Source organism: Roseofilum sp. (assembly GCF_982964205.1).
Genome location: NZ_CEZBFX010000005.1, coordinates 14,410 through 36,454 on the forward strand (window position 1 = coordinate 14,410; position 22,045 = coordinate 36,454).

17 protein-coding genes and 1 CRISPR repeat array are annotated in these 22,045 nt (G+C 45.1%); of the genes, 5 read left to right on the forward strand and 12 right to left on the reverse strand.

Annotation, left to right across the window (positions count from 1 at the left end; translation table 11 throughout):
- Window positions 1-99: 99 nt before the first annotated feature.
- The 5 genes from AC3A14_RS02460 to AC3A14_RS02480 form a co-directional block, all read right to left on the reverse strand.
- On the reverse strand, window positions 100-669 hold the full coding sequence (locus tag AC3A14_RS02460; RefSeq protein WP_318731428.1) for an HD domain-containing protein: 570 nt from the start codon (window positions 667-669) through the stop codon (window positions 100-102).
- Between the two features lie 110 nt (window positions 670-779).
- Entirely contained in the window at window positions 780-1,913 is a 1,134-nt protein-coding gene (locus AC3A14_RS02465) for a DUF58 domain-containing protein (protein WP_318731429.1), read from the reverse strand.
- Between the two features lie 208 nt (window positions 1,914-2,121).
- Window positions 2,122-3,117 (reverse strand): S1C family serine protease, encoded by a 996-nt coding sequence (locus AC3A14_RS02470; protein ID WP_318731430.1) that lies wholly within the window; start codon window positions 3,115-3,117, stop codon window positions 2,122-2,124.
- Window positions 3,118-3,231: 114 nt separating this feature from the next.
- Window positions 3,232-4,020, reverse strand: coding sequence for a Uma2 family endonuclease (locus AC3A14_RS02475; RefSeq protein WP_318731431.1), 789 nt, complete (start codon window positions 4,018-4,020; stop codon window positions 3,232-3,234).
- Between the two features lie 26 nt (window positions 4,021-4,046).
- Window positions 4,047-8,489 carry a helicase domain-containing protein gene (locus tag AC3A14_RS02480; RefSeq protein WP_318731432.1) on the reverse strand — a complete coding sequence of 1,481 codons (4,443 nt, stop codon included), beginning with the start codon at window positions 8,487-8,489 and terminating at the stop codon, window positions 4,047-4,049.
- A 265-nt stretch (window positions 8,490-8,754) separates the two neighbouring features.
- On the opposite strand from AC3A14_RS02480, the gene AC3A14_RS02485 reads away from it, so the two are divergent.
- The 3 genes from AC3A14_RS02485 to AC3A14_RS02495 all read left to right on the forward strand — a co-directional run bounded on the left by AC3A14_RS02485 (window position 8,755) and on the right by AC3A14_RS02495 (window position 11,881).
- Window positions 8,755-10,470: a sensor histidine kinase gene (locus AC3A14_RS02485; protein ID WP_318731433.1), complete on the forward strand. Its 1,716-nt coding sequence runs from the start codon at window positions 8,755-8,757 to the stop codon at window positions 10,468-10,470.
- A 164-nt stretch (window positions 10,471-10,634) separates the two neighbouring features.
- Entirely contained in the window at window positions 10,635-11,420 is a 786-nt protein-coding gene (locus AC3A14_RS02490; RefSeq protein WP_318700820.1) for an EAL domain-containing protein, read from the forward strand.
- Window positions 11,421-11,665: 245 nt separating this feature from the next.
- Window positions 11,666-11,881: a hypothetical protein gene (locus AC3A14_RS02495; RefSeq protein ID WP_318731434.1), complete on the forward strand. Its 216-nt coding sequence runs from the start codon at window positions 11,666-11,668 to the stop codon at window positions 11,879-11,881.
- 531 nt (window positions 11,882-12,412) lie between these two features.
- Here the strand turns inward: AC3A14_RS02495 and AC3A14_RS02500 are convergent.
- From AC3A14_RS02500 to AC3A14_RS02525, 6 genes are all read right to left on the reverse strand, one after another.
- The gene (locus AC3A14_RS02500; RefSeq protein ID WP_318731435.1) at window positions 12,413-12,997 is read right to left on the reverse strand and encodes a thioredoxin family protein; all 585 of its coding nucleotides are present in this window, start codon (window positions 12,995-12,997) and stop codon (window positions 12,413-12,415) included.
- Between the two features lie 88 nt (window positions 12,998-13,085).
- Window positions 13,086-14,105, reverse strand: a complete 1,020-nt coding sequence (locus tag AC3A14_RS02505) for a peptidoglycan-binding domain-containing protein (protein ID WP_318700818.1) — start codon at window positions 14,103-14,105, stop codon at window positions 13,086-13,088.
- A gap of 182 nt (window positions 14,106-14,287) precedes the next feature.
- Window positions 14,288-15,007: a peptidoglycan-binding domain-containing protein gene (locus tag AC3A14_RS02510; RefSeq protein ID WP_318731436.1), complete on the reverse strand. Its 720-nt coding sequence runs from the start codon at window positions 15,005-15,007 to the stop codon at window positions 14,288-14,290.
- Window positions 15,008-15,025: 18 nt separating this feature from the next.
- Window positions 15,026-15,199 (reverse strand): hypothetical protein, encoded by a 174-nt coding sequence (locus AC3A14_RS02515; protein ID WP_318700815.1) that lies wholly within the window; start codon window positions 15,197-15,199, stop codon window positions 15,026-15,028.
- 257 nt (window positions 15,200-15,456) lie between these two features.
- Window positions 15,457-15,888, reverse strand: a complete 432-nt coding sequence (locus tag AC3A14_RS02520; protein WP_318731437.1) for an SH3 domain-containing protein — start codon at window positions 15,886-15,888, stop codon at window positions 15,457-15,459.
- A gap of 27 nt (window positions 15,889-15,915) precedes the next feature.
- Window positions 15,916-17,415 (reverse strand): AAA family ATPase, encoded by a 1,500-nt coding sequence (locus tag AC3A14_RS02525; protein WP_318700813.1) that lies wholly within the window; start codon window positions 17,413-17,415, stop codon window positions 15,916-15,918.
- Window positions 17,416-17,696: 281 nt separating this feature from the next.
- Window positions 17,697-18,397: a CRISPR direct-repeat array (repeat unit 37 nt; unit sequence CCCCAACCGACTGGGTTAAGTCGGATTAGTTGGAAAG).
- 144 nt (window positions 18,398-18,541) lie between these two features.
- Between AC3A14_RS02525 and AC3A14_RS02530 the strand changes: the two genes are divergently transcribed.
- Window positions 18,542-18,844 carry a hypothetical protein gene (locus AC3A14_RS02530; protein WP_318731438.1) on the forward strand — a complete coding sequence of 101 codons (303 nt, stop codon included), beginning with the start codon at window positions 18,542-18,544 and terminating at the stop codon, window positions 18,842-18,844.
- 212 nt (window positions 18,845-19,056) lie between these two features.
- Here the strand turns inward: AC3A14_RS02530 and AC3A14_RS02535 are convergent, their stop codons facing one another.
- Window positions 19,057-20,847 carry a sensor histidine kinase gene (locus AC3A14_RS02535; RefSeq protein ID WP_318731439.1) on the reverse strand — a complete coding sequence of 597 codons (1,791 nt, stop codon included), beginning with the start codon at window positions 20,845-20,847 and terminating at the stop codon, window positions 19,057-19,059.
- Between the two features lie 278 nt (window positions 20,848-21,125).
- On the opposite strand from AC3A14_RS02535, the gene AC3A14_RS02540 reads away from it, so the two are divergent.
- A complete protein-coding gene (locus AC3A14_RS02540; protein ID WP_318731440.1) occupies window positions 21,126-22,040 on the forward strand; it encodes a circadian clock protein KaiA in 915 nt (304 codons plus the stop codon).
- Window positions 22,041-22,045: the final 5 nt, after the last annotated feature.

Sequence of the window (22,045 nt, forward strand, 5' to 3'; positions counted from 1 at the left end):
AGGGCTTTAGCCCTCTCCAGCTAGGCTTTTAAGCACTAAAGTGCTTACTACAAACAAAGCCCTATTTTAGGTGAAACAATCCACTACTGGTACTATTACTTATTCCCTATTACCTAACCGTGTCATTTCATTCACAACTCGCGCAAGTTCTTGGATGATGGGCGTGTTTTCAGCTTGTTGGAAAGCTTCGACTAAGGATTGATAGTACCATCGGGTTCCCGATTTTCCGCCTTTGAATCTGTCCCAGATGCTCTCTCCCACTTGGCGATAGTCTTTGACAATGGAGCGAGCATTATAGAGTTTATCTGCAGCACAGACGAGGCGAACGGAAGCAGAAGCTTGGGGAAGGTGGGCAAGATACGCTTCCTTGCGTTCCCTCCAAGGAGGTTTGGGGATGGTGTAAGCGTCTGTGCATCCTTCGACTATGGCAGTTACCGTTTCTCCAAATTGTTCTCGAATGCGATCGCGGGTGGCTTCTCCTCCTTGATCTTCTATGGCATCATGCAATAGGGCGGCGATCGCCTCATCTTCAGTTGCACCATATTCTAGGGCAATGCTGGCAACCCCCAGGAGATGGGCAATATACGGAACTCCTGAAGCTTTACGGATTTGGGTTTGGTGCAGTTGGTGTGCCAAGATGAGGGCATCTTCAAAGCGTTTAGAAAGCATGATTGGGTAATAGGTAATGGGTAATAGGGAATAGGACATATCCGTGTCCATGCTCCTTTCAACTCCGCTCAGGGAGAGCTTTTCTCGCGTCTCCATGTTCCACAATTCCCTCAAAGAGGCTGTTGCAATTGGGACTCTAGGGGGCGATCGCCTACAATTTGTAAACCCTTAAAATCTTCTTTAAGGCTACCCGACCAATCTTCTGGAGGCCAAAAGACCCAACGACTGCCGATAGGGAGTTGCTTGAGGCGATCGCTATTTTGAGTGAGTACAATTAAGGGTAAATTGGGTAAATTACGCGCCTGTTCGCCAAAGGTAGTTCCCGCAAGGCTCTCTAAGACGACTTGATAACCTTGAATAAGTCCCGTATACGCGGTCCAGAGTTTAACATTCATTTGCCGCCGGGAAGCGTGGAAATAGAGAGAAGCCGCAGCAATAACGGCTTGTTCAAAGGTTTCTGGATGCCAAGCAAACTCCGTATCGAGAGCAATCACTACATCGTCACCACCAGCCATAATTTCCAATTCTCTCACCCTTAAGTCTCCATAGCGGGCGCTGGTACGCCAGTGAATTAGCCTTAAGGGATCTCCAGTGCGATAAGGGCGTAAGGATCGAGTCAGACCTTCTGTGGCATTTTGTACCCCCTGATGGTCGCGTTTAAATTTGGGGCTTTGGTCTTGTCCTAGGTCATCAATCAGGGGACAAGTTCGCAGGGGCAACACTTGGGGATAAACAATCGCCGTGGCAGGGGCTTCTCGGCGACGGCGACACCAAAATAACCCTAAAGGGGCGGCTGTTCTAAGCTGTAGAGTACTCCAACGATAAATTCCTCTTTTTTGGGTCGGTCGATCGTAAATCCACTTGTAGGCGCTGTGAGCGGGGATATGGGCGATCGCTGTGGTTTGGGGAGGACTGAGGACAAAGGGCAGCAGGTCTTGAACTTGGAGCAGGGTTTTGGGTTGGTTGGTGCAATTTTCGATATCGAGTTCAAGGGTGAGACGATCGCCAGCGCTGATGGGGCGAATGCGACGGCGATGGATCTTTAGGCCGCGTAGCGATCGCACGGGTAAAATAGCAGCCATAAACAGCAGAGCGGCGATAATACCACTCATCACATACAACCATCCCACCATGGTATTGGTCGCTGCCCCAAAGAAAAAGACCATCAGAGCGCCCAGCAACCATCCGGCGTAGGCTGGGTTTACCCATTTTCTCTCTAACCAATCGGCGATCGCCTGTATCACGCTCTTACTCCTGAATCATTTCCCCCTTATCCTTTATAGCGCTTCTGGAGATGGGGAGACGCGTGGATGGGGAGACGCGGAGATGGGGAGACGCGGAGATGGGGAGAGACGGAGATGGGGAGAGACGGAGATGGGGAGAGACGGAGATACAGCTCCAGAAAACTGTAAAACGGTTTTCCCTATTGCCTATTGCCTATTACCTAGCGCTCTAAAATTCAACCAAGACTTCGGCAATTCTCCGATTGCGTCGCACGGTGAGCAACATGGAGTGGGGACGGGTTTCAAGAAAGCCAATGAGGTCATTAACTCCTCGCAAACGACGGTGATTAATCGCTAACAGACGATCGCCAGGTCGAAAACCAATATCTGCGGCTAAAGAACCCCGTTCTACTTCTAATACAATTAAATCCCGATCGACAGTTACGCCTAAACGGGGACGATCGGAAAAGCGATCGCGGCTATTGCCGTTATCTGGAGGATAATTTGGATTGCGTCGAGCCACACTATCATCCGGAAAGCCAGGAGCGCGTTGATTGCCATTGGCGACAATAAACTCGCGGGCAATGGAGGCATTGGTGGCAAAGCCGATACCGCTATTGGTTCCATCTCGACTTAAAATAGCTTTATTGACTCCGATGAGTTCCCCACGGGAGTTGAGTAGGGGACCGCCTGAATTACCGGGATTAAGCGCTGCATCGGTTTGTAGGTCTCCGTTTTCCGGGTCGATGCGACTGAGGATACCTGTGGTAATGGTGCCAGAAAGGCCAAAAGGACTACCAATCGCATAAACTTGTTGACCGACTTGTACGCCTTGGCGATTGGCGATCGGGATGGTGGGCAGAGTATCATTGGTTTGCAGACGAACTAAGGCTAAATCGTTGCGGCGATCGACTGCAATGACATAACCCTGATATCGTTGTCCTTGGGCTGTTCTCACCTCCACCCTTCCCCGTCTCGCTTCAGAAACCACATGCTCATTAGTCAACACTAAACCATCGGAGCGCACAATACTCCCAGAACCTGAACCTCGTCCAGCTTTAATCGTCACTACCGCAGGACTCGCTTGGTTATAGACTTGAATCCGAGTTTGTTCTTCGCCACTAAATTGAGCCAGTATGGATGCTTCGGGTAGACTCAGTGCGGGTGGGGTGAATATCAATCCCGCTGCTAGGGTGGACAGGAATAAAGTTTTTGGTTGAATCATGGTTCTTTACCCAGAGTTGGCAATCCTTCTTGAATGGATGACACACGATGGTGCTGATAGTTTCCTAATAGTCTGCGTCAGATGTTCTCTGAATTAGCGATCGCCGTTTAGAAACTACGACAATAAAGAATCGGGATCGATATTTAATTGTCGTAGTTTCTCACGGAGTTGTTGTAAATCTGATTCTGCACTCTCTGCTCTTTGCTGTTGGCGATCGCATTCCGATTCTGCACTCTCTGCTCTTTGTTGTTGCTTTTCCTTATCCTGACGCTCCCTTTCTAGCTCTAGTTCTGCACTCTTTACTTTCTCTTCTGGAGTCGGATAACGATTTCCCTTTTCATCATACCAATAGAGCCATTCTCTGGTTATTCCTTGATTCGTCCCTCGCTCTCTACCGATCCCTAAATTCAGTTGGGATAACCATATGGGTTCCCCAGACAATAATTGATATTTACCCCCTTTAAGTTGATAAACTTCCAATCTCTGTTGCTCTGTCGGCAAGGGATTATAGATTACATAGTAAAGAACGCCCAGTTGGGCATATTTTTGTTTTTTCTCGGCATATTCTCCCCTTTGGGTTTTCGAGACTACCTCTAACACTAGAGTGGGAACTTGTCTCTCTTTCCAGAGAACATAAGATAAGCGTAAACCTTCATCAATAATTCTGGGGACACCAATACTCAAAAATCCATCAGGGACAATTGCCGGTTGGTTTGGATCGGTGTAAACTCCCATATCTACACCAAAAAACCAATCCATGCGCTCTGACCAAATTGATGCCAGCATCGCTTTGAGTAGAGTCGGAATTAAATCTTGCAGTTCATTATCCACAGGAGTCTCGTCTGAGTCGGGCAAATCCTCCGCCGAGGGGTAGTAATCTCTAGGATGGTATTGGAGGTGCATAAGTCGATCGGGATTTTCTCTTTATTTTATCTTCCTTTGAATTTGAAGCACAGTTGATGTTCGGCAATATTGAGGAATAATTGGGCTGGATCGCCGGGTTCTAAGCGTCCTTCATAGCTAGCATTAAAGCAACTAAAGATGAGGGGTTCATTGCCAGAACCTTTCATAGACATGGTTTTAAACAATAGGCTAGAGTTGATTAAATCGACCCGCAGGCGATCGCCACTGAGAATATCGGCAATTAACACTTGTTTGACCATTGGAGTAACCTTAATCACGAGATTTTTAATGGGGAACCACAGTACTCCATGGCTAATTTGCTTCACTTCTACCTCTTTGGGTAAGCCTAAAATTTCGACCTGGTCAATATTCTGCTCGTTAGTCATCGGCTTATCTAAAGAGCGTTCAACCGATTGATTTGCAGGAGCTGTATTAGTAACTTCTGGAACAGGAGGGAGATTTTTCTGCTGGGGCTGGGGAGGGGAAGGACGGTGTTGGGGAGCAGAGGGAGGAGTTGCTGATACCGTATCTAGGGGGATTTTCCAACTGCGGGATTTTTGTGCTAGTTCCGAGCGAATACGGATCAGGCGGTTGGTTTTGCCCTTGGTGGTGTAATAGTCTTCCTGTTTTTTCTTGGTGGCTAACCAGCGCGTGCGGGCAAGCTGTTGGGTGTTGGTGGGATAATTGCCCTCGCAGAAGGTTTGATAAAAGTCTAGGGTAACTCCCAAACCGCCGATTTTTTCCAGGGCAATGCCCACCTGTTCCATCAACAGATAATTTTGCCAGTTGGATTGACCTAGAAACTGGTCTTTAATTAAATATTCGTAGCGTTGGCGATCGGGAATTGAGAGGCGATTGGGATGCAAATTAGAATGGGCTAATTCATAAATCACTACCGCCAAAACTTGAGTTTTTTCGACAAGATCGGTTAACCGTTCGCGAGTGCATTGTTCAAAAACTTCCGGTAATTCTGGCCAAGATTCCCGACGGATTAAATATTGTAGCCATAGGGGTAAAACTTGGCGCTGTTCTCTGGGATCGGAAATCTGGTCAAAACAGCGCTTTAGGGCTTCAGTATCGTCTAAATACAGATAAGCCATAAAGGCATGATAGTAAGAGTTCTGATTTTCTAAAATAGGAGCAATATAGCGTAACCAGGCGGGGTCTTTGGGAGATCCCGCTTCATTCCAAGCCTGATAAATGAGATGTTCGAGATCGGAATGACTCTTGGTTGGGGTCGATCCTCTAGCACTTGAAGCCAGTTTCAGATATTCTAAGCCTTCGGGAAGTCCAACTAATTGGGATTTGGCAAGATAATATTCCCGTTGTTCAGTTGCTTGAGCAGAGGTGAAACAATCTACGGCTTCTTGATACGCTTTTCCACGATAGAAGCAAAGTCCGGCTGAAGTGAGTAGACCTGGATATCCAGCATCTGATAAAGCTTGCAGAACTTCACCGACATTGTACCAAATGGCGGGTTGTAAGGTACTTTCGTCGTTAATTTCTTCGATGTTTTGCTGATAGGTTTTGATTGCCGTTGCCCATTGGGGACTAAAACGATGTTGCTCTAAAATTTGGGTCTGATTATGGTGATAAACTTGTAATGCCTGGGTGAGGGTTTGTATGGCTTCCTGGTCAAATTCTGAGACCATGAAGTTAATCAGAGGTTGTTCGAGGCTATGGCGATCGCTAAGTTCCGGGCGATCGGCCACATCCTGATACCATTGATATAAGTCAGCCCAACAGGAGCCTTGCCAAAAACAATCCCAAGCTTCTTCTTCTTCTCCCAGTTGCCAAAATTCTGACCCAGCTCTTTGATACTGTTGTTCAAATTTGAGCGCCCAAGCTTCACAAAGATGTCCTTCTTCTAAATTACCAATGGTTCGATAATATTGTTTGGCTCGCCGTAATAGTTTGGGATCTTGGGCGTTTAAGCCTTCGGTTTTAAGGGTGAGAGCAACGGAGAGTAAATCATCTTCTTGCAAATTCTTCGCACTTTCATCCGTTCCGGTTTGCAAAAATTGTATCCGTTGTTGCCAGTCCTGGAGATTTTTCACTCGTCCCCAATGGGTTTCTACGTGATGAGGATCGTTGATCTGATCCCATAGGGTGCGATCGCCCCAGGGGGTATCGACGACAAATAAGCGTTCAATGGCGCGACTAGCTGCCACATAGAGCTTATTAAAGAAATATTCTACTTCAATGCTCAATTCGGGGCGATCGGCTTCTAGGAGCGTCCAAAACCGGTGATGACAGGCTTCCCCAAATTTGTACAAAATCACCCGCTTAAATTCGAGTCCTTTGGCGGCGATCGCACTGAGGACATTTTTGGGCGGCTCCCCATCACTCCACCCTTCAATCACTTCAGATAAGACTTCATCCTCTTGGATATAGGCAATTTCTCCCCCTTCTTCACAGGGAATAATGATAATTGTATTTTGGATATATTCCTTGAATACTTCCCGGGGTAAATTGTCTTCTAAAATAAATTTTTCCGGTAATAGTTGTCCTTGCTTCCAGACTCTTTGAGGCTTTAGATCTCGGTGATTAAACAAGAGATAGCGCCAGAATTGAATCAAGTTATTGAATTTTACAATCGGAGCGTATGAACGGTAGTTACATTCTAATTCTTGGAAATTCATTTCTAACCCCAATTGACGGGTGGGATCGAGTTGAATCACCACTTCACTATAAAATGCGGCCTTAAAACTATCCCAGCGAAATCCCGTTGGATTCAGGGTTTGAAACGGATCGCCTGCAAACACAAAGGGAAAGTTTTCTAGGGTTTGATATCCCAGATCGTAGCGAGAAAAAATAGAGAGTCTTAAAATTAATTGTAGCTCAATACGGGTAAAATCCTGGGATTCATCACAGAAAATGGCGGTATAGCGGGCTAAATCCAAGGGCAGTTGCAAGACCTGTTTAATTAAGTCCTGATCGTCCCAGTATCCGGATTCTTGTGCTTTTCTCTGATACCAATTTTGCCAAAGGGTATAAATATCTTTAAACTCTTGAATGGGAACGGTTCGTTCCTTACGTGGAACTTCAAACTCGTAGTCCTCTAAGGTCATCTCTTCTAAGCTATATCCCTTAATGAACGTGCGAATGACATGCCAACACCGTTCGGGGGAGTAATGGTGGGCGGTGGGGAGGGGACAGTGCTGATATAAGACCTTAAATTGATGAAAGGAAATATAGCGGTCTAAGGCAAACTTTTCGGTATATTCTGGGGGTAAAAGGTTAAGCAAAAAACGCTGGAAAGGTTTAAAAAAATGCCGAATATTGGGAATCGGATCGTCGTTGGTTTGTTGGGAAACAAAGCGATGATGAAATTTTAATAGTTTTTGGACTCGGTCTTTGGCAACCTCTAGCAGACGCTCATTGTAGGTTAAAAATAGGGGATTGCCAGGTAAAAGGCGATCGCCATAATAATAGAATTTGCGATAGCAATAGTCGGCAAACAGATAAAAGAGGAGCGTCGATTTACCACTCCCCGCTTGTCCGTTTAAGAACAAGGGAAGAGCGTGATTGCCCGGTGTTGAGACAAGGTTTAAGAGGCTCTCCTCTTCCGCAGACAGGGCTAAATTCACCTTTGGGGAACCCTCAAGGATTAGCCAATCCTCATGGGCGAGCAAATAATTGGGATAGGCTCGGCGAGCTAGGGCAGTAATGGAATTGAGGTTGAAATGGCCGTTCAGATAATTGACAGTTTGATTGTAGAGATAGGTGAGATCGCCAATAGCACTGATTTCCTCGGGCGTGGGATAATGGGAAAAGGGACACAGTAGAAACAGAATCGACGACGATTGATCCCCACAGACAATCCGACTAAAGAGAATATAGCGATCGCCTGCTCCATAAAGCAACACTCCCGGCCACTCAGTCGTCTGTTCCGTCGATTGGGGACTCTGAATCACTTCGACTAATTGGGTATACTGGGAAGCGTGCGATCGCATCGCTGCACTACTTAACTCCCCAAACCAAATTTCACTCTCATAAATTAACGCACCCTGGTTTTCCCGTTTCCATCCTGGAGGTTCTAACCAGGGTAATAAATCCGGGTTTTCCTGTACCAATGGCCGTACCCGATGGGGAACCAACTCTAAATTGTGTTGACCCAATAGCCAATTCTCCAATTCCCCAGGTTGAATCTGAAGATCGAGATACTGCTGGCCAAACCCTTCCCGGTCTCTAAGAAAATGTTCATAGTCTTTTGCTCCCCGCTTGAGGATATCAAGCAACACCAAAACATCCTCCCCCGCACCTTCCCCCTGCACCCGTACCATGCGAGCAATCAAGCGATAATTATGGTCAACCTTGCGCTTGAGATAAGGATACAGGCGCTTGAAATGAGCTTGGGCTTGATCGACACTCTGAGGCAACAGTTCATCACAGAATCGATTAATGTGGGTCTCCAGATTATGCTGCTTGGCTTTGTGCTTAACTTGATCTGTGCGATAAACGTACATGAACTTAATTGGGTTCAGAGAGTAGGAATAGTTTAAATTCTAGTGGATCGTTAATTCCCCTGTCGTTACCCTGATAGGAAGATACTCAGGACAAGCAACGAGTCGGCAGTGGGGAGTAAGAACAACCTAAGATTTAATCTAATCTTTGATTTTTATGTGATTCAGATCACCAATATTTGGTGCTTTATACCCTTATAGTTAAGAAATATTCTCAATAGATACCAATACTCCCAATCTTCATTTGCGATAATAGAGTAATCTAACTATGACTTATTTTTTAGATCGGAATCGTCGCGCCATTGCTCTATATCGCAATGTACCCGTTACAGCCCTCACCATCCTTAGTGCAATTTTCGCGATGATTCTTGCTTCTGCGACTTGGCAATGGGAGCGGCGCGAATTGAGAAACAGCTTACAGATTCAAGCCGATCGTCTTCAACATTCCTTAGAACAACAATTCTCTACTCAACAAAAAATCCGTCCAGAGCAGATTGAAAAGCTGACCTCAAGTGAATTAATTCAGGCATTACTAGAACACTCCCTACGGGGGCTGAATCTAACCGAGCTAGAGATTTATTTTTGGCAAGGTAACCTGAAACAAGAGCTAGAACCCGTAGCGCTCTATAAAGTGAATGAGCGATTATTTGTCAACAATCTTGAGGAAAACCCTCCAAGTCTAATTGGTCGGGGGTGGTTATGTCCAGAATTTGCCCCTCCGACGAGTTCAGCCTCTGGGCAAGCATTTCGTCAACTGCGGCGATCGCGAAATTCCGTGACGCTACCCTGTCAGCGATCGCTAAAGGTGAGCGATCGTGAAATTTCTTGGTTGCTGATCCCCACTGCTCAATACATTGCCCCCGATCAATATTGGCGGACTTGGAGCATCATTATCGGCAGTACAGCTTTAATTACCTTTCTGAGCATTTATCTCAGAGCTTCTCAGCGCTACATGCTACAGATTGAACAACTCCTCAGAAAGCAAACGGAGAAAGCCAATACTCTACAAGAGACTTTAACTGAATTACAAAACACTCAAGCCATGCTCGTTCACAGCGAACGCATGTCGGCGTTGGGCCAAATGTTAGCGGGTATCATTCATGAAATCAAGAACCCCCTCCATTTTCTCGGGGGTAACTTAGTGCCACTTCAAGACTACTGCGAATCTCTTTTAACCCTCCTCAAGTTATATCAAGAATATTATCCCGAACCAGTCGAAGCCATTGTTGACTATAGTGAGGAATCCGATCTCGAATTTATGATGGAAGACTTTCCAGATTTACTCAAGTCCATGAAGGTGGGAACCGAACGCATCGCCCAGATTGTTCAATCCATGCGGACTTTTTCTCATGTTGATGAATCTACCATGAAACCGGTAGATATCCATGAAGGTTTAGACAGTACTTTATTGATCTTATACAATCGATTAAAAGCCAAAGATTATCGTTCTGAAATTGCAGTCATCAAAGAATATGGAGAGATTCCGAAAGTCGAGGGTTACAGTGGGCAAATCAACCAAGTGTTTCTGAATATTATCGCCAATGCAATTGATGTACTCGATGAGCGAAGCAAAAAACAGAAAGAGCAGGACATTTATCTCGAAAAAGGTCAAATTAAAATTCAAACTTCTGTGGCAAGAGAAAACCAAGTGCAAATCAAAATTGTTGACAATGGCTCAGGAATGTCTGATGAAGTAAAAGCGAAAATATTTGAACCATTCTTCACTACAAAATCTGCGGATAAGGGAACCGGTTTAGGGATGTCGATTAGCTATAAAATAATTGTTGATAAGCACAGTGGTAAGCTATTGTGCCAGTCTAAAATGGGAGAAGGAACCACTTTCTCGATCAATCTACCGATATCGCGATCGCCATCCCCAAGTAAAGTTGGATCTCAATCCCTATCTGCAACTCAACTCAATACGTGCAACTATGCTATCGTGCTAGGCGCTAGTCATGGATCATCTCCATTGGTCACCAGTTAAGCTCAAAATCCTTAGTGTTAAGTACCCAAGACAAAAGGCGTAAGAAAGCACAATTATCTTATGCTAGTGCAATGAAACATCCATTGGATTGACAACGAAGAAAAAAATGTTGGTGTTCATACATCATTCAAATCTTCCAGAAAAAATGAAGAAAAGTAGAAAAAATGCGCTTAAATAGCTCAGGTTTTAAAGTAAAAAAGATAGATGCTTGGGTCAATTGGTCTAAGAGTATAGATGAGTTGATCTCGGAACAAAGATATGGAGTGGAGTATCAACCGATTGTTGAAGTCAAGAGTCAAGAGATCTATGGATTCGAGTGTTTAGCCCGATTTTTTGATGCTTCTAATCAAGCCATTCCACCAGATATAGTATATCGAGCTTTACACAACACACCTCTCCAACTCTGTGAGGTTGAATATCAACAAAAAATACTGCAATTAGCTCATGCTCCCAAGAAGACGAAGCTTTTTGTCAACCTCGATCAAGATTCGTATTTTTCCTGTAGTAGAGAACAATACACAACCCATTCTGGAAAAAATCCATTTCTAGAGTTATTTCATAATTATCAAACTGGTGATGGGATTGTCGTTGAGTTAATTGAAAATACTGAAATCAATCATGCTATGATGAGTTTGTCTATGATCCATGAATTATCAAATGCCACAATTGAGACGGCTCTTGATGATGTTTGTAATCCACAATCGATGATCTCCACATCGGTTATGCAACTGGTCGATTTTATTAAACTGGATCGATATGTTGTGCAGAATAAACAAAATAAAAATCTAATTTGTTTAGTTCAGTTCTTGACTAATTATGTGCATAGTACAGGAAAAAAAATCATTTTAGAAGGGGTGGAAACCGAAGAGGATTTGGCCTTTGCACGACGAATGCAAATTGATTACGTTCAAGGTTTTTTATATCGCGATCGGTTTATCAATATATCTTAGAGGAGGGAAACCAATGGAAAGGTTATGATGAAAGGATTGAATAATATAGCGCTTTGCGCTAGGGAATAGGGAATAGGGAATAGGGAATAGGCTTTTGGTACATAGCTTTGAGGATTCAAAACTGTCCCTCATAACAGCGCAAAGCGCTGTATTCTTCTATCCAACATTAATAATCGACTGCCACAAGGAAATTTTGAACACGACTCAACTTATTGACTACTTTACTATTACTCCTAAAAAATACTATGTATAAGATATTGAAAGCAACCTATCACAATGGCAGTCTAGTTCTCGATCAACACCTAGAATCAATGATGGAGGGCAAAACATTTAAAGTCGTTTTGCTAGAATTGGATGAAGTTGATTTGAAAAAGCAAAGATTTTTGCGATTAGTCGATCAGCATTCTTTTCACTTGTCTAAAGATTATCAGTTTAAGCGAGATAAGCTTTATGAGCGATAAAGTTTTTTTAGATACTAATCTTTGGGTTTATCTCTATGCTAAAGAACCTGAAGGCAAATATCTTAAAGTGAAGCAGATTATTGAACTCAAATTTTAGGAGAACTCTTTAATGTTTTGATAAGAAAGAAGCTTGTCGAGGACAAGGAATCTCAAGAAATTGTATTAGAGTTAGTCAGCAATTTTACCATTTCAGAAATAGATACTCTTAAAGTGCTTCAAGCATTAGAGATACAGCGCTTTGCGCTGTGATGGGGGGATAGGGGGATAGGGGGAGCAAACAACAGACTTGGTAGAAGCTCTGAGCTGTTCTAGATATTGTTAAAAACCGTCATTAATGTACCTCATAGCAGAGGAAACTGCTGTAAAATCTAGATACCAATACTCTTATTGGGATAGCTTGATTATTGCGACTGCTTTAATTCTCGATTGTGCAATCTTGTACTCAGAAGATTTGCACTACGATCAATTCATTCAAGAAAAAATGAGAATTGTCAATCCATTTATGTAAAATGCCTGGAGACATCCGATCGCCTACTGTACGACCTGAGATCCATGACTGCGGGGATCGGAAACCATGGGGACTTCGTTTCGCGAACCCGATTCTAGGCTGGATACTTTGCCGATATTGCCAGCGTCGGGAATGGGGACACCAGCCACAAGAGCGTCTAATTTACCCTTGAGAATGGGTTTTGGTAATTCGCCAATTGTTTCGGCGATCGCCTCTCCCTGACGATCTAAAAATACAAAATGGGGAATACCATCGACGCGATAGGCATCCATTTCTGGCAACCATTTGGTATTATCCACATTCAACATGACAAAATTGACTTGTTCCCCATAGCCCTCTCGCAACGCTACCATATCAGGAACCATAGCTTGACAACTTAAACACCAATTGGCATAAAATTCCATTAACGTCGGCTTCTCATTTTCTAGGGCAACTTCTAGCGGTGTAGAGGTTTCGGCCAACTCAGACAGAGAAGTAGAGGGATTTTGGGTTTGTAGACCTAGAAACAAAGCTACACTTAAGGCGATCGCCGTTAACGCCACCACCAGATTACGGATGCGAGTCGCCATAGGAGCTTGGGTATTGAGATCGGCAACAGGTTCAGTCATAGAGGATCAATAGGAGTAACAGGTTTAGGTGGTAAGTGAATTTTCAAGGGCGATCGCCACAGGAATCATTATCCTTGATATTTAGAGCTTAACGGAAATAGACGACTCTGGCATTAGTAAAACCTTGCGATCTCAATAGTGCAGACTGACTCTCAGCACGATCGCGATTGTCATAGGCTTGTATATAAACAAATCTCCCTCTTCGATTTCGAGTTTGTATAGCGCTGGGATACCGTATGCGGATTTGTTGATAGATAAAATTGTTACCGGTTGGAATCACTACGACATATCCTTGGAGTGTTACGCGGGGAAAAGTATTGTTTCCTGTGGCTATTGGGTCTGATCCTAAGCCTAATTCTGCTAGAGTTCTGCTATCAGCTATGCCACTAGGAAATAAACCTCTTAAGCGCTGAAACTGCTCCACAGCATCTGTTGTCAGTTGGCCATAGATTCCATCAATTGTGCCCCGATACAATCTTAGATCTTGCAGTCTACTTTGCAGTAGCTGAATCTGCCAGATCGGAGAACTGGGTGTTACTTGTTGTAATCCAAAGGGTTGATTAAAGTTGGGTTGACCCAGAGCAGGATTAAAGGAATTCGGAAGGGGATCGCCAAAAGTGAAACCGGGTGTAAAAGATGGCGTATTAAAAGGTGCTGGAGGAGGGGGCAGAATTTGAGGGAACGTATTGAATCCTGCTTGTGGCAATTGGTTGAACAAGGTCCGATTGATCGCAGATTGAGTTTCCGAACCCACTATGCCATCGACCCCAATACCAGCATCACGTTGGAAACTGAGTACTGCTTGCTCAGTTACTCCATCAAAGATTCTGGTGATGGGGCCTCGATAGTATCCTAATAGCTGGAGATTTTGCTGAAGTTGTGCTACATCTGTGCCAGAATCTCCGAATCGTAGAGCTAGAGCTACTTGCGCTAAAGTCAAGATCGCCAGCGTGATGCCTAAAGAGAGTAATCGTAGGATCAATCGACTAGAAATTGGTTTAGCCAGCAACTGTTGCCAAAATTGCTGGATTGATTTTCGTAAAACCCGTTCGGTGCTGGTCGGGTCTTGATAGGCTAGGGCTAGATGGAGATAGGCTAGAGAGTCCATAGAGAGTAGGAGATCTTAATCCAGGTGTCGATGCTGCCCCTATTTTAGGCGATCTTTTCGAGCAAAATGACTCAAGATTGCTCACTTGTAATTTCTTTGGCTCAGGGGGCTCTCACGTAAAGTCTCCGATACGTTTGGAAGCCCCGTCGCTGTCTTCGCGGGGATTGGTTACCTAGAGAAACTCAGCGAATATCTTCTGGACTAATACCATACCTCTGTTGCGCTCTGGATATGGCTTCTTGGGTTAGGGGGCCTAAGATGCCATCTAAGGGGCCATCATACAATCCCCTGGCTTTTAAACGGCGCTGTAATTCTAGAACTTGGGGATCTGACCTTGAACTTAAGGACTGACCCACTGGCGCTCCATTTTCGAGTTGTGCTTGAGTGCGGCGGCCATAAATACCATCTGGGGTTAAGCCTTGGACTTCTTGATAGGAGCGAACCGCTTCCTCGGTTAAGGAACCATATAATCCCGTAATGGGGCCATTAAAAAAGCCTTTGGCCATCAGGTTTTCCTGTAGAGCTGTGACTTCCGGGCCGCGATCGCCGCGCTGGAGTACGGGAGAATTGTCTAATGTCGATCTCTGGGTTCCTCCCGAACGCAATCGACTCCAAGTTTCTGCTCCCACAATACCATCGGGAATTAGGCCCCGATCTTGTTGAAATCGGATGACCGCCTCCTGGGTCAGTTCCCGAAATCGTCCTGTCGGTTGTAAATTAAAATACCCTAAATCTTGGAGTCGTTGCTGCAATTCCCGCACTTGTGGCCCATCATCTCCTATTTCTATAGCTCTGACTGAGAGAGTCAACGACCCTAGAATCAGGATTATTGTTAGCAAGCTTTGGATTAAGCGAGAACCCGAAGAGATGAATTTACCAAATGGTAACACAAGGGTAAACATGGATTGAGTTGGTGTCAATTAGTGCATTTGTCGATCGATCAACCAAGCGCAAATACCAGCAAATAGGGTAATAGCTAAACCGACTAGGGGATGTTGCCCTTGACTGACGGCAAAAGAAGTTACAATACCTGCACCGATACTGCCAGTAACGATCGCTTCGAGCCAATCCGAATCAGAAGACTTATTATACATAAAAGATAATTTCTGGATGAGTGCCGATCAATTTTGTCTTCTCAGGGTATCACCCAAGTTTCTTTTCCGTGCATAATTTCCCCTCAATTGCAATCAAGCTTGAGGTTTAGAGATATTTCTTAACATTTAAGGCGATTTGCGCTAGGCAATAGGCAACAGGCAATATCTTGTATTACTTAGGGTCTGAGGCTTCAAGCTGTACTTCATAGCAGAGAGAATTGCATCTCCATTCCCCATTCCCCATTCCCCATTCCCTTCTATTCCACTTTCTCCACATTTCCCCCTTTCACCCAGGCATCTCGAGAAGCAACCCGAACTTTTTGCCAAATCTTATCTTCACTTTCTCCAATCACATACAACGTTTCGTTATAACCGATTCCACCAATAGACCCCGACTCATAACTGGGGGAATTCCGCAAGATCAGACCATCGGGCCAAGTGACTCTCGCTTTGTAGGCTCCTTCTGGAAGTTCTGGTTCTTTTGGCTTTTGGACTTCAGCAGGAGTAGACAGGGAAGCAGAAGCCGGTTTAGCCTCTTGTGCCTCTGGAAATTCGGGTTTGGGAGGGTCAATGGTCATTCTGGCCATAAAATAACGGGCAGCGGCTAATCCACCGACTAACATCAGGGCGATCGCCAACGCGATCCCCAAAAATACTTGAAAAAATCCGGAAACTAATCTACCAACCATAAGAATAAATCTGGAAAATAATAACGACTACAAGGGCGGTTTTAAACCACTTGAACGAGAGGCAAGTCTTGCTTTACCGGAAGCTGCCCAAGATTGTAACAATTCAATTTGTTCTTGAGCCGTGCGAGCTAAGGGGACAATTTGACTGGCTGCCTCTAGGATATCATCGGTAGTAAAATCCCGGTTTTGACTAAAGCCAATGTGCATGGCTTCTACAATCATTTGTTCAATTTCTGCCCCCGAAAAATCAGGGGTTTCATAGGCAAGACGTTTTAACTCATAATTTCTCAGACTTTGGGGACGCAACCGAGAGAGATGAACTTCAAAAATGGCTTGTCGTTCTTCTTGGGTGGGGAGTCCCACGAAAAAGATTTCATCAAATCGCCCTTTGCGTAATAGTTCTGGGGGTAAACTTTGGATATTATTAGCGGTGGCAACGACAAAAACCGGTGAAGTTTTTTCTGCTAACCAAGTGACAAAGGTTCCGAATACCCGATTCGTTGTGCCTGCATCTCCCCGCGATCCCATGCCACTAAAGGCTTTATCAATTTCGTCAATCCATAAAATACAAGGAGCGAGAGCTTCAGCTAGTTGAATCATTTGCCGGGTTCTCGATTCCGATTCTCCCACGAGTCCGGCAAATAGTCGTCCCACATCGAGGCGCAGGAGGGGAAGATGCCAATGGTGGGCGATCGCTTTTGCTGTCAGGGATTTCCCGGTTCCTTGAATGCCCACCAACAGTAAACCACGGGGATGGGGCAGTCCGTAGGCTCTGGCTTGCTCGGAAAACCCGCCACCGCGCCGCAGGAGCCAATCTTTGAGGTTTTCTAAACCGCCAATGTCAGAAATTTGTTCTTGAGCGGGATAAAAGTCTAGGATTTGGGTTTGGCGAATGGTTTGCCGTTTTTCTTCTAAAATTAGGTCTACATCTTCCGGGCGCAATTCCCCATGGGTGGCGATCGCTTTTCCCAATACCCGGCGAATGCGCTCTAGGGAAAGACCTTGACAACACCGGACAATTTCTTCCAGGACTTCTTGCTCAATAACTTGCCCTAATCCCATCAGTAACCGGCTCACTTCTTCCCGAATGTCTCCACTCTGGGGTAAGGGAAACTCTAAGACAGTAATCACTTCGGTTAAGTCGGTGGGGATGGCAATTTCTGGAGCCAGAATCACCAGGTTTTTGGCTTCCGATTTGAGGCTGCGGGCTAAATTTCTCAGTTTCCGCGATATGGAAACATCCTCTAAAAAGCGCTGAAAATCCCGGAGAACAAAAATTCCAGCGGCTGTGGGGGGAACTTTCTGGACGAATTCTAAGGCTTGGAGGGGATTGCGACGACCAAACCCGTTATCATTGGGGTTGCCTTGATAACCATCGACGAAATCCCAGGTATAGACTCCTCGACTGCCGAGGTTTTTGGCCGATTCGGCGATCGCCCTTTCCACCCGTTCTTCTTCGGCGGTGGGAATATAGATGATCGGATAGCGCGATCGCAGCAGTAGTTCAAATTCTTCCTTAAAACTCATGGACTATCAAGTTGTGCGGGTATAGGAGACTCAGTTTAAATACGGTAAATTTATAGTATAGACTCCCCTTACCCGCCCATAGCGCTATAAAACCGACGCACCTCGGCCAATCGCTGAAACAACGCATTTTCGTTCCGAGCGTCGGAGTCAGTCAGGGAGAGGTTTTTAGCGTTATTTGCTTGTTTTTTTGCCCCGTTGACCAGCCCTATATTGTACAATTTAGGGAGTGCGTCGGATTTGGCTCCTGAAACCCTTACAGGGCAAGGGCTGCCAGACCAGCCCCCCAACCGACTGGGTTAAGTCGGATTAGTTGGAAAAAAATGAAGTCGTGATTAACTCGATGAATTAATCATCCCCAACCGACTGGGTTAAGTCGGATTAGTTGGAAAAAACAGCTCTAAGCTAAATCCGTTGCCTTCTATATCCTCCCCAACCGACTGGGTTAAGTCGGATTAGTTGGAAAGCTTGGGGTCGGTGGTGGTACACCGCCTCAAGGCGTTACCCCAACCGACTGGGTTAAGTCGGATTAGTTGGAAAGAAATGCGATCGCGCTACTTACCCCAATGGAGGCGATCCCCAACCGACTGGGTTAAGTCGGATTAGTTGGAAAGTTAATATGGTCAATTTCGGCTTCAGACCATTCAATCCCCAACCGACTGGGTTAAGTCGGATTAGTTGGAAAGGCTATATTGAGGAATTTGTGGAAATGAAATTATTACTCCCCAACCGACTGGGTTAAGTCGGATTAGTTGGAAAGCGCTAGTGTTACCTTCCGAGTATTTCGTTTCAACCTCGTCTCCCCCAACCGACTGGGTTAAGTCGGATTAGTTGGAAAGCTGAGAAGGAGTTGAATCAAGTGGCTCATTTTGACCCCAACCGACTGGGTTAAGTCGGATTAGTTGGAAAGACGAAAAAGCTCATGGCACAAGCGTTAGACATCGTAAACCCCAACCGACTGGGTTAAGTCGGATTAGTTGGAAAGCTTCAAGAAACCGGGTTTCTAAACACCCAACCGCTTGCGTTAAATTAGAATAGTTAAAAACTCGGTAGGGGCAAGAAACTTTTCGCCCCTACCGAATTTTAATAGTTTCGGCTGTCGCCGACATGAAAATTGTTAATTGATACTATGACTCAACGCACTCCCCAAAACCTGAACATTAGACCCCTAGCGCCCTATGAAGACCGATTACTCAATGCTTTAGCCTTTTTCCGTACCCAGCGCCAACCCGAAAATCAGGCCCATCATTGCCTCAGTATGTACTTGCGCCAGTCAGAAGCCAGAATCATGGGTGAAGTTGGATTTTACGCCCGGTTAGTCGGGATGGAACCCTGGCAGTTTTTAGAATTACTCTATCAAGATGGCGATCGCGCCGAAGCCCTGATTCAAGAAGCCACTGGTTCTGGAGTAAAAGAGACATTTAAAAATTAAAAATTATTACCGTAGTGCCTTGACCAGGATAAAATCGTGCATTGTCGATAGATGTAGGGTATGGGTAATTTCTTCCCCATCCTCCCCATCTCCATATCTCCGCATCTCCCCATCTCCATATCTCCCCATCTCCCCATCTCCCCATCTCCCCATCTCCGCATCTCCCCATCCCCCCATCTCCGCATCTCCGCATCTCCCCATCCCCCATCTCCCTATCCCTGACTTGCAGCTATCTTGATCACTTGTAACAACGTAGAAACAGCCAATTCAGAATCAGGAGAAACCAAACAAGGGAATACCAACAATCCCGGAATTTGATTTGCCATTTGAGTCGTTTCCTGACTGAGGGCAATCAGGGGTAAATAACATAACGATTCTGATTGACGCAGAGCATTTAAATACCCCCAAACATCCTCTAAACCGGCATCATTGAAGACTAAAACATGAGGTTTCCAAACTCTGGCTAAGATTTCAGCTTGATCTAAATCTTCCGCTTCCAAGAGACGGCAATCTTTACCTCTCAAGGCGTGACATCCCCGTACCCATTCTTGATAGGTTCCCTTTTGCGGTGTCCCGGGAGATAGGCATAATAGGGTTAATTTTTGCGGGAAAGAGGACTCGATTTCAGTTTCTGAGGGTTGATCGAGCAATTCTGAGGGTAAGAGAAGAGTCAATTCTGCACCTTCGTTGGGTTTGAAGGAACACATCAGATCGCCCCCATGGAGTTGGGCAAGTTGGCTGACAATGACTAATCCTAATTCCCAAGTGGAGGAAGAGGGGGAGGCCTTCGGTTGACCAGAAGAAGGTATCCAAGGGGTAAGATTGATGGGGGTGGTTAAGTGAGGATTGGTTAAGCGAAAGCTAATCCAAAATCCCCCTTGAGATCCAATCTCAAGTTCGAGAGCTATGGGGAGAGGCTGGGGAGAGCGATCGTGCAACCCATCGCCGATCGCCCATACGTTATACGATAATAGTCGATTGAGCATTTGCCGCACCCAAAATTCATCAGCCATCACATCAGTAAGATCGGGATCTGGGCTGAGGTTGAGGTAGAGCGGTTCAACCCGATCTTGCACCAGCTCTTGAAAGCTAGCCAAGATGCGATCGCATAATTGGGAGAGCTTAACTGGCGATTTCTTTAACACGACTTCTCCTAGCTCGAGCTGTGTCCAAGTCACCACATCATCAGTCATCATCCTCAGTTGTTTGGCTCCTTGATGAATCAAACTTAAATACTGCTGTTGTCGAGGTTCACTGAGGGAGTGATGGGGATGGGATAATAGGTTGGATAAGCCTAAGATTGAGGTAATTGGTGTTTTTAGAGCATGGCTGATATAGGCTAAGATCTGGTCTTTGGCATGGTTTTCCTTGACCAATTGAGTAACGCGAGTCAAGAGAGTTTGAAGTTGCCAGTCGGCTGGAGACTCTGGAGAGAGCTGGGAGAGAGCGTCTGTATGGGAGGAGGAAAACAGGGATGAGGGGAGGGTTTGGGAGAAGGGGTGAGTATCCAAGGTGCGATCGCTGAGGAAGATCTCCCGTCCTCCTGCTTCCCTTAGCTCTAGCCCATGAGCCGCTTTCCGATCTAAGGAATATTGAAGCAAGCGTTGGTTATCGAGCAATCCCACAAATTCCCGTTCCTGATTGATGAGAGCATAATGGCAGGCGATCGCAGGATTAAACTGTTGGAGTTGCTCCTGAAGTGCGCCGATCTCGAGATCGCTAGCAAAACAGGCGATCGATTCTAATATCGGTTCTCCAATTTGGTATAATTGAGGGTTGATTTTGAGTAAAGAGGGAGTATGAATCCCTTGGGAGTCTTGATGCAGCCAATAAGGTAACCACCGGGAAAACTGGATACAGGCGATCGGGAATTGGGCAGGATCGATAACCACAAGCAGCTCTCGATCGGTTAAACTCCATTCCATTAAAGCCCTTTCGAGCAGAGTGGTTTGTGGACAGACAACCACTGGAGACGTAAAAGCTTGGAGCAAAGGAGGGTTCATGAATGTTAGGTAACCACAATGTCAGCAACACCTGGTGGCTTCAGCCTGAAATCAGTAAGCGATCGCTCACCTAATTCTGGATCGTTAACCAGAATTTCAGGGAGGTAGCCCTAAGCAGACCGGAAAACTTCCCAGAAACATAACAATTTATTTACAATTAAGTCTAGAATGTTTACATTGATATCAAGACTTGTAAAAAACAAATTTACTCAATTATTGACGCAACGCTTTTTTCTATAGGCGAAGCCGATACCTGTAGTTTCTTTTAACACCTTGGCGTGCCCTCTAAACTGTCTATCTGTATCTTTGTCCGATCCGCGTCCCTTGGCGATGCTTTAGAGCAATGCCTAGAAGACACTCGCCATGTTCACACTCGCTTATTTTCTGAAAGTGAGTTAATCGAATATGTCGATCAGCACAGACAGCAAATTGACTGTTTGGTGGTAGAACAGACCCCTGAGATATCGGAACTCTTAGGTAAACTGCGGCAACAAAAAACCTATCTACCTCTAGTGGCGATCGGGGAATCTATGGCACAAAGACTACCTCTAGAAATCCACGCAAAGAATCAAGAAGAAGCGGATAGTTTAGATGTTCCCGATCTAATAGGGATAAGGCGATTATACCATGATGCCGTTCTAGAAGTCACGGCCGAGCAACTGCAAGAAGTTCCCTCGGTCATCAATCAAGCGATCGCCAAATTTCTGGAACTATCAACCACCCAAAAATCGACCAGCGCACAACCGGGAAACGAGATCGATGCGATCGCCATTCAACATTCCCTAAAACGTCAACAGCGACGTTTAGCTGAGAAACTTAAAGAACGACTAGGATATCTCGGCGTGTATTACAAACGAGACCCCAAAAACTTTTTCCGTCGTTTATCTTATGAAAAACAACAAGACTTACTCAATTGCTTAAAAAAAGACTATGAGGATATAATACTGAACTACTTCTCCGATGATGAAGGAACTAACTCCAAAATCGACGAGTTTGTAAACATCGCTTTTTTTGCCGATATTTCTGTGTCTCAAATTGTTGAAATTCACATGGAACTAATGGAAGAATTTTCCAAACAATTACAGCTAGAAGGACGGAGTGAAGAGATTTTACTTGACTATCGTTTAACCCTCATTGATACTATTGCCCATTTGTGTGAAATGTATCGCCGCTCAATTCCTCGCGAATCCTAAATTCT

Coding starts and splice junctions, on each gene's coding strand:
- AC3A14_RS02520 (WP_318731437.1), bottom strand. CDS start 15,888: ATGGTTGGTAGATTAGTTTCCGGATTTTTTCAAGTATTTTTGGGGATC.
- AC3A14_RS02500 (WP_318731435.1), bottom strand. CDS start 12,997: ATGACTGAACCTGTTGCCGATCTCAATACCCAAGCTCCTATGGCGACT.
- AC3A14_RS02510 (WP_318731436.1), bottom strand. CDS start 15,007: ATGTTTACCCTTGTGTTACCATTTGGTAAATTCATCTCTTCGGGTTCT.
- AC3A14_RS02470 (WP_318731430.1), bottom strand. CDS start 3,117: ATGATTCAACCAAAAACTTTATTCCTGTCCACCCTAGCAGCGGGATTG.
- AC3A14_RS02480 (WP_318731432.1), bottom strand. CDS start 8,489: ATGTACGTTTATCGCACAGATCAAGTTAAGCACAAAGCCAAGCAGCAT.
- AC3A14_RS02530 (WP_318731438.1), top strand. CDS start 18,542: ATGACTCAACGCACTCCCCAAAACCTGAACATTAGACCCCTAGCGCCC.
- AC3A14_RS02460 (WP_318731428.1), bottom strand. CDS start 669: ATGCTTTCTAAACGCTTTGAAGATGCCCTCATCTTGGCACACCAACTG.
- AC3A14_RS02485 (WP_318731433.1), top strand. CDS start 8,755: ATGACTTATTTTTTAGATCGGAATCGTCGCGCCATTGCTCTATATCGC.
- AC3A14_RS02525 (WP_318700813.1), bottom strand. CDS start 17,415: ATGAGTTTTAAGGAAGAATTTGAACTACTGCTGCGATCGCGCTATCCG.
- AC3A14_RS02505 (WP_318700818.1), bottom strand. CDS start 14,105: ATGGACTCTCTAGCCTATCTCCATCTAGCCCTAGCCTATCAAGACCCG.
- AC3A14_RS02475 (WP_318731431.1), bottom strand. CDS start 4,020: ATGCACCTCCAATACCATCCTAGAGATTACTACCCCTCGGCGGAGGAT.
- AC3A14_RS02495 (WP_318731434.1), top strand. CDS start 11,666: ATGTATAAGATATTGAAAGCAACCTATCACAATGGCAGTCTAGTTCTC.
- AC3A14_RS02490 (WP_318700820.1), top strand. CDS start 10,635: ATGCGCTTAAATAGCTCAGGTTTTAAAGTAAAAAAGATAGATGCTTGG.
- AC3A14_RS02535 (WP_318731439.1), bottom strand. CDS start 20,847: ATGAACCCTCCTTTGCTCCAAGCTTTTACGTCTCCAGTGGTTGTCTGT.
- AC3A14_RS02515 (WP_318700815.1), bottom strand. CDS start 15,199: ATGTATAATAAGTCTTCTGATTCGGATTGGCTCGAAGCGATCGTTACT.